The sequence below is a fragment of the Pseudomonas sp. PS1(2021) genome (assembly GCF_020405165.1).
In the GTDB taxonomy this organism is placed as follows: Bacteria; Pseudomonadota; Gammaproteobacteria; order Pseudomonadales; family Pseudomonadaceae; genus Pseudomonas; species Pseudomonas aeruginosa.
This window is the reverse complement of record NZ_CP084484.1, coordinates 1,352,426-1,365,768: the sequence shown is the minus strand read 5'-3', so window position 1 is coordinate 1,365,768 and position 13,343 is coordinate 1,352,426. Positions and strand designations below refer to the sequence as shown.

The window sequence follows — 13,343 nt, the reverse complement described above, 5'->3', positions numbered from 1 at the left end:
GCCAGGCGTATCGAATCATGCTGGAAACCTCGCTCTTCGTAGCCACCCTCGCCACCCTGGGCATGCTCTCGCCCGGCCCGGACTTCTTCCTGATCATCCGCAACGCGGCGCGCTACCAGCGCTCGGCGGCGATGATGACCTCGCTGGGGGTGATCCTCGGCGTGGCCACCCACATGACCTACTGCGTCGCCGGCCTGGCGGTGCTGATCACCACCACGCCGTGGCTGTTCAACGCGCTGAAGTACACCGGCGCGGTCTACCTGATCTGGATCGGCATCCAGGCCCTGCGCTCGCGCGGCGGCGGCACGCTCGACCTGGCGGTCGGCGGCGTGCAGCGCGTCGGCCACTGGAGCGCGTTCCTCCAGGGCTACCTGTGCAACCTGCTCAACCCCAAGGCCACGCTGTTCTTCCTCGCCGTGTTCACCCAGGTGCTGAGCCTGGACTCCAGCTTCGCCGAGAAGCTCTGGTACGCCGGCATCATCGTCGGCCTCGCCGCACTCTGGTGGCCGCTGCTGGTGGTGCTGATCCAGAGCGCGGTGGTGCGCCGCGGCCTGGCCAGGGCCCAGGGGGTGGTGGACAAGCTGCTCGGCGGCCTGCTGATCGCCCTCGGGGTCAAGGTCGCCCTGAGTTGAGGCAGGCAGGCGGAGCGACGCCCCGTTGCGGTGCCGCCTACTGTCTGCGGGCCCGCAGGTAAAAGCCGCCCCTTTCCTCGCTTCCGGCAACGCGGGATAAAACCCGGGTGCCGGCCAGCGTTGCCGGCGCCCCCTGAGCGCCGGCGGCGAACCAGTCCGTCGCCGACGCTGTCGTCAGCCGACAGGACACCTACAACAATGAAGACCCGCATCGCTTCCCTCACCCTCCTCGCCCTCGCTTGCGGCAGCGGCGCAACCCTCGCCGCGGACAACCTGAAGATCTACAACTGGTCCGAATACATCGCTCCCGAAACCGTGGCGAACTTCGCCAAGGAAACCGGCATCCAGGCCACCTACGACGTCTACGACAGCAACGAGACCCTCGACGGCAAGCTGATGACCGGCCAATCCGGCTACGACGTGGTATTCCCGTCGAACCACTTCATGGCCAAGCAGATCCAGGCCGGCGCCCTGAAGAAGCTGGACAAGTCCCAGCTGCCCAACTGGAAGAACCTCAACCCGGTGCTGCTCAAGGCCCTGGAGGTCAACGATCCGGGCAACCAGTACGGCTTCCCCTACCTCTGGGGCACCACCGGCATCGGCTACAACCCGGCGAAGATCAAGGCGGTGCTCGGCGACGACGCGCCGCTGGACTCCTGGGATATATTCTTCAAGCCCGAATACATGCAGAAACTGAGCAAGTGCGGGGTGGCGGTGCTGGACAACGGCCCCGAGCTGCTGCCCATCACCCTCAACTACCTCGGCCTGCCACACCACAGCCAGAAGGCCGACGACTACAAGCAGGCCCAGGCGGCGCTGCTGAAGGTGCGCCCGTACATCCGCTACTTCCACTCCTCGAAGTACGTCAGCGACCTGGCCAACGGCGAGATCTGCATGGTGGTCGGTTTCTCCGGCGACATCCTGCAGGCCGCGACCCGCGCCAAGGAGGCCAACAACGGCGTGGAAGTGCGCTACTCGACGCCGAAGGAAGGCTCGCCGCTGTGGTTCGACATGGTCTCGATGCCGGTCGACGCGCCCGACGAGAAGGCCGGCTACGCCTTCATGAACTACCTGCTGCGTCCCGAGGTGATGGCCGCGATCAGCAACCATGTGCACTACGCCAACGGCAACCTGGCCGCCGACCCGCTGGTGGACGCCGAGATCAAGGCCGACCCGGCGATCTACCCGCCGCAGGAGAAGATGGCCAAGCTGTTCGCCCTCGAGTCCATGCCGCAGAAGATCGACCGCGTGCGCACGCGCACCTGGAACACGGTGAAGACCGGCAAGTGAAGCCCGGCGCCGGCCCGGTTTGTCGCCGGGCTGGCGTTTTAGCGCAAGGCTCGCCCACAGGCTCGTCAAATCCCGGACGGCCCGCTATAGTCCCTCTCGTTGTCTTCATCGACCGGATAGCCTCCATGAACCAGCGCTCGCACAGCTCGCTCCCCGCCCTTCCGGTAGCCACCGGCGAGGTCGGCGCGCTCCAGCCGTGCGCCAGCCTGAGCTGCGTTTCCCCTCCTGTAGTCGCCTCGCCTCCGCCTCCCCCTCCCGGTTCGGCCGCCTGCCCGCCGCCGGGCGTCAGTCCCTGACGAGCGCGGTAGCGCCCCAACTCTCTTCCACAGCCCGCCGCAAGCAGCGCCATCCGCTGCCGAGGCGTGCCGTCCGCCGCCGGCCCGAGCCCGCGGCATGCCCGACTACAAGGTGGCAGATCCATGTTTGCACTGAACAAATCCGCGCTAGCCGGCCTGGCCAGCACCAGCCTCTTCGTCCTGCTCTGGAGCAGCGGGGCCATCGCCTCGAAATGGGGCCTGGCGCACTCCTCGCCGTTCGCCTTCCTGGTGTTCCGCTTCGGCATCGCCCTGGCCTGCCTGCTGCCGCTCGCCCCGCTGCTCAGGCTGCGCGCGCCGCGCAGCGCGCGTGAGCGCGGCAAGGCCCTGCTCACCGGCCTGGTGATGCTGGGGATCTATCCGATCTTCTATATCTTCTCGCTGAAGCTGCAGGTCACTCCCGGCATGATGGCGACCATCCTCGGCGTGCAACCGATCCTCACCGCCGTCATCCTCGAACGCCGGCAGTCGCCGGCGCGCCTGTTCGGCCTGCTGCTGGGCCTGGCCGGCCTGGTGCTGGTGGTCTACCAGGGCATCGGCCTGGCCGGGATGTCCACGGCCGGCATCCTCTGCGCACTGCTGGCGCTGGCCGGCGTCACCGGCGGCTCGATCATGCAGAAGGGCATCCGCGAGAACCCGCTGGGCACCCTGCCCCTGCAGTACCTCGCCGGCCTCGGCCTGTGCCTGGCGTTCGTGCCCTTCCAGCCGTTCGAGTTCGAATGGAACGCCGGCTTCCTGGTCCCCGCGCTATGGATGGGCGTCGTGGTCTCGGTGGGCGCGACCCTGCTGCTCTACCGGCTGATCGCCCAGGGCAACCTGGTCAACGTCACCAGCCTGTTCTACCTGGTGCCGGCGGTGACCGCGATCATGGACTTCATGGTCTTCGGCAACCGCCTCGGCTGGCTCAGCCTGCTGGGCATGGGGCTGATCGTGGTGGGGCTGATGTTCGTCTTCCGCAAGGCCGGCTGAGCGAACCGAGCGGGTCGCGGCCCGCCCTTGGCAGAGCGCGCGCGGATTCAGTTCTGCGCGAGCTTGCCAGCCATCGCCGCGAACCCCGGCCCCGGCACCGCCGTCACATCGCGCGACCCCACCGGCTCGCCGCACTCCGGGCAGACCATGGTCGGCCGGAACTTGTGGCCACAGGCCTTGTGCACATACTCCACCGGAGCGCCGCGGCCCTCGTCGAGCCAGCGGTCGCCCCAATTGGCCAGGGCCAGCAGCACCGGATGCAGGTCGTGGCCCATCTCGGTGAGGCGGTATTCGTAGCGCGGCGGTCGCTCCTGGTAAGGCACCTTCTTCAGCGCGCCCGCCTCCACCAGCCGGCTCAGGCGGTCGGCCAGTACCTGGCGGGTGACCCCGAGGCTGGCCTGGAACTCATCGAAGCGGCGCATGCCGAGAAAGCAGTTGCGCAGGATCAGCAGCGTCCAGCGATCGCCGAGGATCGCCAGGCTGCGCGCCATCGAACAGGGCGTTTCGCCGACTTCTTGCCATTTCATGGGGTTCTCCCGGAAAAACCTCCGTCCATTCTAGGGGGCCGCTTCGGAGCTTGACCAGTTCCAAATTGGAACTTAGTATCCGGCCGAAAAGGTCATGGACCCGGCGCGCTCCTGGCAGGATCGGACAAACCAGCACTACGGACGGGTCCCATGTCAGCGCCCGCGTAATAAGTTCCGATTCGGAACTGTAGAAGCGTCGAGCATGAGAGGGAAAGGCCGATACGACGGGGTTCCGTGTGCCGCCCGCGCGTCGTCCTTGCAGCACAGCGTCAGGCAGTCCCGAAAGAACGAAGCCCGCACGGCTGGGGTGCGCCCCAGGTTGCGCCGGCAACGACAACAACGAGGAACACACCGTGACTACGCCGTCCCCGCAATGGAAGAAGACCGCCTGTATCCTCTGCAGCCTCAACTGCGGGCTGGAAGTGCAGACCGAGAATGGCCGCATCAGCAAGATCCGCGGCGATGACGACCACCCCGCCTCGCAGGGCTACGTCTGCGAGAAATCGCAGCGCATGGACTACTACCAGAACGGCGCCGACCGCCTGGACACGCCGATGCGCCGGCGCCCCGATGGCAGCTACGAAGCCATCGACTGGGACACGGCGATCCGCGAGGTGGCGGAGAAATTCCTCGCCATCAAGCGCAGGCATGGCGGCGAAAGCATCCTCTACTACGGCGGCGGCGCGCAGGGCAACCACCTCGGCGGCGCCTACGGCGACAGCACGCTGAAGGCCCTCGGGGTGAAGTACCGCTCCAACGCCCTGGCCCAGGAAAAGACCGGCGAGTTCTGGGTCCAGGGCAAGATGTTCGGTACCGGCGTGCACGGCGACTTCGAGCATTGCGAGGTGGCCATCCTGATCGGCAAGAATCCCTGGCAATCCCATGGTTTCGCCCGCGCCCGCGTGCTGCTCAACGCCATGGCCAAGGACCCCGCACGCTCGATCATCGTGATCGATCCGCGCCTGAGCGAAACCGCCGCCCTGGCCGACTTCCACCTGCAGATCCGTCCGGGCACCGACGCCTGGTGCCTGGCGGCGCTGGTCGGGATCATCGTCCAAGACGGGCTGCTGGCGCGCGACTGGCTGGCCGAACACACCAGCGGCTACGAGCACATCGTCGACGAACTGAACGCCATCCCGGTGGCCTACTGCGCCGAGACCTGCGGGGTGGCGGAAGACAAGCTGCGCGCCGCCGCCCGGCGGATCGCCAGCGCCAGCAGCGTATCGGCGCTGGAAGACCTGGGCATGCAGATGAACCTGCACTCGACCCTCGGCAGCTACCTGCAACGCCTGGTCTGGTTACTCACCGGCCATTACGGGCGCCCCGGCACCAGCAACGCCTTCGTGCCCTTCCTCTCGCTGTCCAAGGCGAGCAAGGGCGATACCTCGATGGGCAAGAGGGGCGCGCCACGCGTCGAGAAGCGCAGCCCGGTGGCCAATGCCAAGATCATCATCGGCCTGATTCCCTGCAACGTGATTCCAGAGGAAATCCTCACCGACCATCCCAAGCGCTATCGCGCCATGCTGGTGGAGACCGGCAACCCGCTGCATTCGCTGGCCGATAGCCAGCGCATGCGCGAAGCCATGCGCGCCCTGGAGTTGTCGGTGGTGATCGACGTGGCCATGACCGAGACCGCGCGCCACGCCGACTACGTGCTGCCGGCGGCGAGCCAGTTCGAAAAGGCCGAGGCGACCTTCTTCAACCTGGAATTCCCGCGCAACGCCTTCCACCTGCGCGCGCCGCTGTTCCCGGCGCGCCCCGGCACCCTGCCGGAAGCGGAGATCCACGCCCGCCTGCTGGAAGCCATGGGCGTGCTCGGCGAGAAAGACTACCGGCCGTTGCGCCTGGCCCTGAAGCTCGGGCGCAAGGCATTCTCGGCGGCTTTCCTCGCCGCCGCGGCGACCCGCCCCAAGGTCATGAAATACGCGCCGGTCCTGCTCTACCGTACCCTCGGCCCGACCCTGCCCGCCGGCATGGAAGCGGCCGCGGCGATCTGGGGCATCTGCCAACTGCACGTGCTGAACAACCGCAAGACCGCTGCCCGCGCCGGCTTCGACGGGTTGCCGCCGCTGGCCGCCGACCGCCTGTTCCAGGCCATGCTCGACAACCCGTCCGGGGTGGTCTTCGCCGAAACCACCTACGCCGAAAGCTGGCAGGCCGTCGCCCGTCCCGAACAGCGGATCAACCTGCACATCCCCGAACTGTTGCCGGAACTGGCCAAGCTCGCCCACAGCGCGCCACCCCACGATCCGGCCTACCCGTTCATCCTCGCCGCCGGCGAGCGGCGCAGCGACACCAGCAATACCGCCGTGCGCGACACCGGCTGGCACCGCCGCGGGCGCTACGGCACCCTGCGCATCAGCCCGCAGGACGCCGAGGCGCTGGGCTGCGCCGACGGCGAGGTGCTGCGCGTGGTGACCCGCCGCGGCGAGGTCGAGGCGGAAGTGGAGATCAGCGACATGATGCAGCCGGGCAATATCTCCCTGCCCAACGGCCAGGGCCTGGACTACCGCAACGCCGAGGGCGAGGTGGTGCGCCGGGGCGTGGCGCCCAACGAGGTGACCGACTGCACCCAGCGCGACTTCCTCGCCGGCACGCCCTGGCACAAGTACGTGCCGGCGCGCCTGGAACGGCTGGCGACGCCCGCCGCTACGAACGCCTGAGCCAGGGAGAACGATCATGACCTTCGTCGTGCTGGAAGAATGCATCCGCTGCAAACACACCGACTGCGTGGAAGTCTGTCCCGTGGACTGCTTCTACGAAGGCCCCAACTTCCTCGTCATCCACCCCGATGAATGCATCGACTGCGCGCTCTGCGAGCCGGAATGCCCGGTCGCCGCGATTCGCGCCGAGGACGAGGTGCCGCTCGGGCAACGGCAGTTCATCGCCCTCAACGGCGAACTCGCCGCGCATCCCAACTGGACGCAGATCACCCGCAAGAAGCCGGCGCCCGACGACCACGACGCCTGGTTCGGCCTGCCGGGCAAGCTGGCCGAACTCGACCGCAACGGCGCCTGAGGCGCTGACGGTGCTCAGGCTTCGGCGCGCGAACGCATGAGCCGCCGGTAACGGCGGGTCTGCAGGAGCGCGCCGGCCTGCTGCGCGAGCAACGCGCACAGCGGCGACACCCGTGGGTTGGTCGCCCTGCCCCGGCTCAGCTTGCGCAACTGGAACTTCACCGCGGCCATGTTCGCCAGCGAGGCCAGGGGTTTGTTCCTCCAGGTTATCGGCCGCAACTGCGGCGCCGAATCCTTGCCGGCGCGCCAGTCGCGCGGCAGGTTCGGCTCGATCGCCAGCGCCGTGCCGATGCCGACCATGTCCACCCCGCTGGCCAGCACCTGCTCGGCCACCGGCCGCCGACGGATGCCGCCCGTGACCATTACCGGCATCCGCGCCGCCGCGCGGATGTCGCGGGCGAACTCGACGAAGTAGGCCTCGCGGGCCAGGGTCCGCCCGTCGCGTGCTTCGCCCTGCATGGCCGGCGCCTCGTAGCTGCCGCCCGACAGCTCGACCAGGTCGACGCCCAGACCATCGAGCATCCGTACCACCTCGCGGGCATCGTCGGCGCTGAAGCCGCCGCGCTGGAAATCGGCGGAATTCAGCTTCACCGCCACCGCGAAGCCAGGGGCAACCTCGGCGCGCACCGCCCGGACGATCTCCAGCAGCAGGCGCGCGCGATTCTCCAGGGAGCCGCCCCAGGCGTCGCTGCGGCGGTTGCTCAGCGGCGAGAGGAACTGGCTGAGCAGGTAACCGTGGGCGGCATGGATCTCCACCCCGCTGAAGCCGGCCCGCTCGGCCAGGCCGGCGCTGCGGGCGAACCGCTGGATCACCTCGGCGATCATCGCCTCGTCCATCGCCTTCGGCGTAGCGAAGTGCCTGGACATCCCGCCCAGTTCCAGCGGCACCGCCGAGGGTGCCCAGGCCTGCTGGCCGAGATTGGCCTGCATCTGCCGGCCGGGATGGTTGATCTGCAACCAGAACTGCGCGCCGGCGGAACGCCCGATGCGCGCCCAGCGGCGGAATTTCTCCAGTTGCGCGTCGTTTTCCAGGACCACCCCGCCGGGGCCGGTCATGGCACGGCTGTCGACCATCACGTTACCGCTGATCAGCAGCCCGGCGCCGCCGTCGGCCCAGGCCTGGTAGAGGCGCATCAGGCGTTCGGAGGGGGCCTGCGCGGCATCGGCCATGTTCTCCTCCATGGCGGCCTTGGCGAGGCGATTGGGAATGGTCGAGCCGTTGGGAAGCGTCAGCGTGTCGAACAGGTTCATGGGCCTACCTCATGAGGACAGTGGCCCGACGATAAGATTGAAGTCGACTTCAAGGTCAACGCTTTTTTTGCCGCGCCGCCCGGGCCCTGACCGGGTGCCGGGAGCGCGCCCCCAGCACCCGGCGCGCTCAGCCGCGGATGAAGGCCAGCAGGTCGGCGTTGATCACCTCGGCCTGGGTGGTCGGCATGCCGTGCGGGAACCCCGGATAGGTCTTCAGCGTGCCGTTGCGCAGCAGCTTCGCCGAGAGTACGCCGGAATTCTCGTAGGGCACGATCTGGTCGTCGTCGCCATGCATCACCAGCACCGGGATGTCGATGCGCTTCAGGTCATCGCTGAAGTCGGTCTGGGAAAAGGCCACGATCCCATCGTAGTGGGCCTTGGCGCCGCCCATCATGCCCTGCCGCCACCAGTTGCGGACGATCCCTTCCGAGGGCTGCGCCCCGGGACGGTTGTAGCCATAGAACGGGCCGGCGGGAATGTCCTGGTAGAACTGCGCGCGATTGGCCGCGAGCTGCGCCTGGAGATCGTCGAAGACGCTCTTCGGCAGGCCGCCCGGATTGCCCTCGGTCTTCACCATCAGCGGCGGTACCGCGCTGATGATCGCCGCCTTCGGCACCGGGTCGTCGGGATAGCGGGCGATGTAGTGGACGACCTCGCCGCCGCCGGTGGAATGGCCGACATGGATCGCCCCGCGCACCCCGAGGCGCTCGACCACCGCCGCCACGTCGTCGGCGTAGTGGTCCATGTCATGGCCGTCCCAGACCTGGCTGGAGCGACCGTGGCCACGGCGATCGTGGGCCACTACGCGAAAGCCCTCGGCGAGGAAGAACAGCATCTGCGCATCCCAGTCGTCGGAACTCAGTGGCCAGCCATGATGGAAGTAGATCACCTGGGCGTCGCGCGGCCCCCAGTCCTTGTAGAAGAGTTCGACGCCATCCTTCGTTGTCACGTAACCCATGTCGCTTCTCCCGATCGGTGTGGATGCAGGCAACGGCGCCACCCTGCGGCCGCCGTCCCCTGTGTAGAGTAGAAAGCCGCCTGCGTTGCGCCGCCTGGACGAGGAAAACGCGACCGGCGGTAGCGCCCATGCGGCCTGGCGAACCCGTCGATGGAGGCGAGTTCGTCGCCCGGCCGTGAAACCACCCTAGGCTTGAAGTAGGCTTGAAGGTCAACGCGTTTCGAGGTGCGACATGAAAATCGGCGAACTGGCCAAGCTCACCGGCCTGGCGACATCGCGCATCCGCTTCTACGAGGCCAGCGGCCTGATCCGCTCGCAGCGCAAGGCCAACGGCTACCGCGACTATGCGGCAGACACCGTGTGGATCCTGGAGCTGGTCACCGGCGCCCAGGGCGCCGGCTTCTCCCTGGAGGAGATCGCTCGCCTGCTGCCGAGCGGCGACGGCGCCTGGCAGCACGGCGAGCTGCTCGAAGGCTTGCGCCGCAAGGTGGCCGAGATCGAGGCCCTGCAACGACGCCTGGAACAGAACAAGGCGCAATTGCTGGTGGCCATCGAAAGCATCGAGAACAAGCCGGACGGCCTGCAGTGCACGGAAAACACCCAGCGCGTGCTGGAACGCCTGCGCGAGGAAGGCCCTCCACAGACGGTCGGGCGTCCACGGCAAACCCGCTCGCGGGGGTCCTCTCCCACGCCGGCGGAGCAGCGGCTTTCCGACGCTTGACCTTGAAGTCGACTTGAATCTTAGAGTGACGCCAACCCACCCGGACAGCCTGCCGAAACCGGCTGCCGACGGGATCACTCACCGAGGAAGGTCAACGCAATGACCAAGCGCATCCTGCACGTCGTCACCAACGTCGCCCACTATGCCGATCCGACCCAGCCCACCGGGCTGTGGCTGTCGGAGTTGACCCATGCCTACGAGATCTTCGCCGCTCGGGGCTACCAGCAACGCCTGGTCAGCCCACGCGGCGGCGAGTCGCCGCTGGAGCCGCGCGCCCTCGGCTGGCCCCACGCCGACGCCAGCGCCAAGGCCTGGCTGGCCGACGAGGCGCGCCTGGCGCTGCTGGCCGACACCGCCGCTCCCGAGCAGGTCGACGCGGAGGCGTTCGACGCCATCTATTTCACCGGCGGCCACGGCGTGATGTGGGACGTCCCCGACGACGCCGGGCTGCAGCGCCTGACCCGCGAGATCTACCAGCGCGGCGGCATCGTCTCGTCGGTCTGCCATGGCTATTGCGGCCTGCTCAACACACGCCTGGACGATGGCCGCCTGCTGGTCGCCGGGCGCCGCCTGACCGGCTACTCCTGGATCGAGGAAGTGCTCGCCGGGGTCGCCCGCAAGGTGCCGTACAACGTCGAGGAAGAAATGAAACGACGCGGCGCGCTCTACGAAAGAAGCCTGCTGCCGTTCACCAGCAAGGTGGTGGTCGACGACCGCCTGGTCACCGGGCAGAACCCGCAGTCGGCCAAGGCCACGGCCGAGCAGGTGGCCGCCCTGCTCGGCTGAACGCGCGGCGCGTCAGTCCTGCGCGCGCCTCATCTGGAAGTCATGGCGCCGCTTGCCGATGAAGAACGATTCTGCATCGTCCCGTCGGCCAGGGGCCGCAGGATCGTCGCAGTGCTGGTCGTGTGGTAGGGGTCGAACTCGTCGAAGGGCGACCTGATATGGATGGAGCCGCCATCGACCGGTCCGCCTTGCGGGCTTCGCGACGCGGCGGCCTACGCCAGCGGCTTGAGCATGAGGAAGTTGCGCACGCTGTAGTAACCCTGCGAATCCTGCCAGTCGAGAGCGGCCAGGTTCTGCATGCCGGCCTCCCACGGCTGGTTGTCGAACAGCGCCTCCACCGTGCGCTGGTTGCCGAAGGCACAGAAGAAATGCCGGAACCAGTGCAGGCGCGCGTCCAGCGGCTCGGCGCGGATCGCCCGCTCGATGCTCGGGAACAGCCCGGCCGGCAGCGGTGGCGCCTTGCCCTCGGCGCCGCGCAGGCCGAGGTTGCCGATATGCACCTCGAAACGCCGCTCGCCGATCTCCCAGGTCTCCACCATCACCTGGTCCTCCTCGGCCTGGCCCCAGAGCGCGGAAAGCAGCACGTGGAAAGAGTTGGAGGCGAAGTTACGCAACGCGTCCTGCAAGCCATCCTCGCCGCTGCCGATGCCGGCGAAGGCTTCCTGCAACTGGCGCTCGTCCTCCAGCAGCACGTCGACATCCAGCCGTCCGGTCTTCTCCCCCGCATACCAGGTGGCGCGGATCGCCGGTAGCCGCCCGGCTGGCGCCACCCATTCGCCGTGCACGACGCAGTCGATCCGGTGGGATTCGAACAGAGCAGCCAGATGCTGCGAGACGGAGACCGCTTCCATGGGTTGTCCTTGCATGGTCGAGGGCGCGCCGCCGAGGCGCTGCCCGGAAAGCCCGGCGAGGCCGGGCGAAACGCGGCATAGGGTAGCGCAGATCGGCACTCGCGGCGCGACCTCCCGTTCGGCGCCTGCCCAGGTCGCCGCACGCCAGCCGACTAGACTGGCGGGGTCGACCCCGCCCGTGGAGACCTCGCCATGATCAGCAAGAACACCATCTGCCTCTGGTACGACAGTGCCGCCCTGGAGGCCGCGACCTTCTACGCCGAGACATTTCCTGACAGCGCCGTGCTGGCTGTCCATCGTGCGCCCGGCGACTATCCTTCCGGCAAGGAGGGTGACGTGCTGACGGTGGAGTTCCGGGTGATGGGCATTCCCTGCCTCGGCCTCAACGGCGGCCCGGCCTTCCGCCACAGCGAAGCGTTCTCCTTCCAGGTCGCCACCGACGACCAGGCCGAGACCGACCGCCTGTGGAACGCCATCGTCGACAATGGCGGCGAGGAAAGCGCCTGCGGCTGGTGCCGCGACAAATGGGGCATCTCCTGGCAGATCACCCCGCGTGTTCTCAGCGAAGCCATCGCCAGCCCCGACCGCGCGGCGGCCAGGCGCGCCTTCGAGGCGATGATGACGATGGGCAGGATCGATATCGCCACCATAGAGAAGGCCTTCAAGGGCTGAGCGCCCCAACGCCTTGCAAAGGAGTCACGAAATGGATCGATTCACCGGCGGCTGCCTCTGCGGCAAGGTCCGCCTGGTGGCGAGCGGCCGCCCCTACCGGGTCGGGCTCTGCCACTGCCTCGACTGCCGCAAGCACCACGGCGCGCTATTCCACGCTTCGGCGATCTTTCCCGAGGAGGCGGTGAGCATAGAAGGCGAGACCCGCGACTATGCCGGGCGTTTCTTCTGTCCGCAGTGCGGCTCCTCGGTGTTCTCGCGCAGCGCCGACGAGATCGAGGTCAGCCTCGGCGCCCTCGACGCTCCCGACCGGTTCCAGCCCACCTACGAACTCTGGACCGGCCGCCGCGAGGGCTGGTTGCCGGCGTTTCCGCTGGCACGGCACTATGAAAGAGATCGCGAAGGCGACGGACGCAGCGAAGAGTGACGTTGTTCCAGCAGGAGAAGGGAGGCAGCATGGACGAACTGTTCGAAGAGCACCTGGAGATCGCCAAGGCGCTCTTCGCGCAGCGCTTGCCGTACTGGTGCGATGTCTTTCTGCGCCCGGCCGACCAGGCTTTCAACGCCTACCTGAATGCCCGCGGCCAGGCCTCCACCTACCTGGTGCTCGAAGGCTTCGATCCGGTCTATATTCCTCTCTGCTGCGACCTAGACGCCGTGCGCGCGACCGCCAGGGCCAGGGCTCGATTGAGGGAAGCGGGGCTGGGCGAAGACGCGCTGCCCGTACTGCTCTGAGCGCAGGCCGCCAGTATCGCGGAAGCGTCTGCTGGCAATTTCTCCCACCGCACTGTCCGCCAACGGAAGGCTACATGACCCGCCCCTACCTGCTCCGTCTCGCCGCCGGCCTGGCGCTTCTCCTGCCGGCCGCCTGCACGTCCCCTGCCCCGCCAGCACCGAACCTGACCGCGCTGTTCGCCGACGCCCTGCACTGCCGCGTCGACTTCCCCGACGGCCGCGACCGCGCAACCGCCGAGCGCCTGCGCGCCGAGGGCGTCGAAGTGCTGGATCGCGCGCCCGGCGAGACCCTCGACCTGCTCTACCGCTTCGCCACCCCGCTGCGCATCGACGGTAGCCTGGTGAACGCGGTGCGGGTACGCGGCGACAGCGGCGTGCTGGTGATGGCCTACGCCGAGGGCGACCTCGAAGACTTCGCCCGGCGCCAGGGCGCGACGCCGCACCCGGCGGAACGCGCCGCGCTGGATGGTTTCGGCGAGCTGGAGGTGCTCTACAGCCGGCCGCTGTCGCCGCGTCCCGGCCTCGACGAAAGCCCGCCGCGCCTGGTGATCGGCCGCGGGATCGAGGCGGCGGCGCAGGCGTTCCGCTGGGGCTGCCGGAGCTACGACGGTTAAGCAGGCGCT

Annotated in this window: 15 protein-coding genes; 11 read left to right on the top strand and 4 right to left on the bottom strand. The window is 68.1% G+C overall.

All coding sequences use genetic code 11. The annotated features are described in order from the left end of the window. Nucleotides 1–17: 17 nt before the first annotated feature. The 3 genes from LE197_RS06685 (at nt 18) to LE197_RS06675 (ending at nt 3,205) form a co-directional block, all read left to right on the top strand. A complete protein-coding gene (locus LE197_RS06685; protein WP_003143795.1) occupies nt 18–632 on the top strand; it encodes a LysE family translocator in 615 nt (204 codons plus the stop codon). Nucleotides 633–830: 198 nt separating this feature from the next. Then, nucleotides 831–1,922, top strand: coding sequence for a polyamine ABC transporter substrate-binding protein (locus LE197_RS06680; RefSeq protein WP_003090575.1), 1,092 nt, complete (start codon nt 831–833; stop codon nt 1,920–1,922). Between the two features lie 419 nt (nt 1,923–2,341). After that, the gene (locus LE197_RS06675; protein ID WP_003119465.1) at nt 2,342–3,205 is read left to right on the top strand and encodes a DMT family transporter; all 864 of its coding nucleotides are present in this window, start codon (nt 2,342–2,344) and stop codon (nt 3,203–3,205) included. Between the two features lie 47 nt (nt 3,206–3,252). Here LE197_RS06675 and LE197_RS06670 read toward each other — a convergent pair whose 3' ends face one another. Next, complete coding sequence (locus LE197_RS06670) at nt 3,253–3,732, bottom strand: winged helix-turn-helix transcriptional regulator (protein ID WP_003090577.1); 480 nt, start codon at nt 3,730–3,732, stop codon at nt 3,253–3,255. Nucleotides 3,733–4,085: 353 nt separating this feature from the next. Here LE197_RS06670 and LE197_RS06665 point away from each other — a divergent pair, with 353 nt between their 5' ends. Together LE197_RS06665 and fdxA are read left to right on the top strand one after the other, a co-directional pair. Further along, nucleotides 4,086–6,395, top strand: a complete 2,310-nt coding sequence (locus LE197_RS06665; RefSeq protein ID WP_003116694.1) for a molybdopterin oxidoreductase family protein — start codon at nt 4,086–4,088, stop codon at nt 6,393–6,395. Between the two features lie 16 nt (nt 6,396–6,411). Further along, on the top strand, nt 6,412–6,750 hold the full coding sequence (fdxA, locus tag LE197_RS06660) for a ferredoxin FdxA (RefSeq protein ID WP_003090580.1): 339 nt from the start codon (nt 6,412–6,414) through the stop codon (nt 6,748–6,750). Nucleotides 6,751–6,764: 14 nt separating this feature from the next. Here the strand turns inward: fdxA and LE197_RS06655 are convergent, their stop codons facing one another. Together LE197_RS06655 and LE197_RS06650 are read right to left on the bottom strand one after the other, a co-directional pair. Further along, entirely contained in the window at nt 6,765–8,000 is a 1,236-nt protein-coding gene (locus LE197_RS06655) for an NADH:flavin oxidoreductase/NADH oxidase family protein (protein ID WP_003101540.1), read from the bottom strand. Between the two features lie 127 nt (nt 8,001–8,127). Further along, nucleotides 8,128–8,958: an alpha/beta fold hydrolase gene (locus tag LE197_RS06650; RefSeq protein ID WP_003101542.1), complete on the bottom strand. Its 831-nt coding sequence runs from the start codon at nt 8,956–8,958 to the stop codon at nt 8,128–8,130. Nucleotides 8,959–9,190: 232 nt separating this feature from the next. On the opposite strand from LE197_RS06650, the gene LE197_RS06645 reads away from it, so the two are divergent. Both LE197_RS06645 and LE197_RS06640 read left to right on the top strand, forming a co-directional pair. Beyond that, a complete protein-coding gene (locus tag LE197_RS06645; RefSeq protein ID WP_003090587.1) occupies nt 9,191–9,679 on the top strand; it encodes a MerR family transcriptional regulator in 489 nt (162 codons plus the stop codon). A 99-nt stretch (nt 9,680–9,778) separates the two neighbouring features. Beyond that, complete coding sequence (locus LE197_RS06640) at nt 9,779–10,465, top strand: type 1 glutamine amidotransferase domain-containing protein (protein ID WP_070654168.1); 687 nt, start codon at nt 9,779–9,781, stop codon at nt 10,463–10,465. Nucleotides 10,466–10,677: 212 nt separating this feature from the next. Here LE197_RS06640 and LE197_RS06635 read toward each other — a convergent pair whose 3' ends face one another. Next, on the bottom strand, nt 10,678–11,316 hold the full coding sequence (locus LE197_RS06635) for a DUF6348 family protein (protein WP_019486046.1): 639 nt from the start codon (nt 11,314–11,316) through the stop codon (nt 10,678–10,680). Nucleotides 11,317–11,508: 192 nt separating this feature from the next. Between LE197_RS06635 and LE197_RS06630 the strand changes: the two genes are divergently transcribed. The 4 genes from LE197_RS06630 (at nt 11,509) to LE197_RS06615 (ending at nt 13,334) form a co-directional block, all read left to right on the top strand. Then, entirely contained in the window at nt 11,509–11,988 is a 480-nt protein-coding gene (locus LE197_RS06630; protein WP_003090600.1) for a VOC family protein, read from the top strand. A 31-nt stretch (nt 11,989–12,019) separates the two neighbouring features. Then, nucleotides 12,020–12,412, top strand: coding sequence for a GFA family protein (locus LE197_RS06625; RefSeq protein ID WP_196752256.1), 393 nt, complete (start codon nt 12,020–12,022; stop codon nt 12,410–12,412). A gap of 29 nt (nt 12,413–12,441) precedes the next feature. Further along, nucleotides 12,442–12,720: a hypothetical protein gene (locus LE197_RS06620; protein ID WP_004344335.1), complete on the top strand. Its 279-nt coding sequence runs from the start codon at nt 12,442–12,444 to the stop codon at nt 12,718–12,720. A gap of 74 nt (nt 12,721–12,794) precedes the next feature. Next, nucleotides 12,795–13,334: a hypothetical protein gene (locus tag LE197_RS06615; protein WP_016253328.1), complete on the top strand. Its 540-nt coding sequence runs from the start codon at nt 12,795–12,797 to the stop codon at nt 13,332–13,334. Nucleotides 13,335–13,343: the final 9 nt, after the last annotated feature.

Bases quoted from the DNA above. Each gene is read 5' to 3' on its own strand.
- LE197_RS06685 (WP_003143795.1), top strand. From the start codon at position 18: ATGCTGGAAACCTCGCTCTTCGTAGCCACCCTCGCCACCCTGGGCATG.
- LE197_RS06680 (WP_003090575.1), top strand. From the start codon at position 831: ATGAAGACCCGCATCGCTTCCCTCACCCTCCTCGCCCTCGCTTGCGGC.
- LE197_RS06675 (WP_003119465.1), top strand. From the start codon at position 2,342: ATGTTTGCACTGAACAAATCCGCGCTAGCCGGCCTGGCCAGCACCAGC.
- LE197_RS06670 (WP_003090577.1), bottom strand. From the start codon at position 3,732: ATGAAATGGCAAGAAGTCGGCGAAACGCCCTGTTCGATGGCGCGCAGC.
- fdxA (WP_003090580.1), top strand. From the start codon at position 6,412: ATGACCTTCGTCGTGCTGGAAGAATGCATCCGCTGCAAACACACCGAC.
- LE197_RS06655 (WP_003101540.1), bottom strand. From the start codon at position 8,000: ATGAACCTGTTCGACACGCTGACGCTTCCCAACGGCTCGACCATTCCC.
- LE197_RS06650 (WP_003101542.1), bottom strand. From the start codon at position 8,958: ATGGGTTACGTGACAACGAAGGATGGCGTCGAACTCTTCTACAAGGAC.
- LE197_RS06645 (WP_003090587.1), top strand. From the start codon at position 9,191: ATGAAAATCGGCGAACTGGCCAAGCTCACCGGCCTGGCGACATCGCGC.
- LE197_RS06640 (WP_070654168.1), top strand. From the start codon at position 9,779: ATGACCAAGCGCATCCTGCACGTCGTCACCAACGTCGCCCACTATGCC.
- LE197_RS06635 (WP_019486046.1), bottom strand. From the start codon at position 11,316: ATGGAAGCGGTCTCCGTCTCGCAGCATCTGGCTGCTCTGTTCGAATCC.
- LE197_RS06630 (WP_003090600.1), top strand. From the start codon at position 11,509: ATGATCAGCAAGAACACCATCTGCCTCTGGTACGACAGTGCCGCCCTG.
- LE197_RS06625 (WP_196752256.1), top strand. From the start codon at position 12,020: ATGGATCGATTCACCGGCGGCTGCCTCTGCGGCAAGGTCCGCCTGGTG.
- LE197_RS06620 (WP_004344335.1), top strand. From the start codon at position 12,442: ATGGACGAACTGTTCGAAGAGCACCTGGAGATCGCCAAGGCGCTCTTC.
- LE197_RS06615 (WP_016253328.1), top strand. From the start codon at position 12,795: ATGACCCGCCCCTACCTGCTCCGTCTCGCCGCCGGCCTGGCGCTTCTC.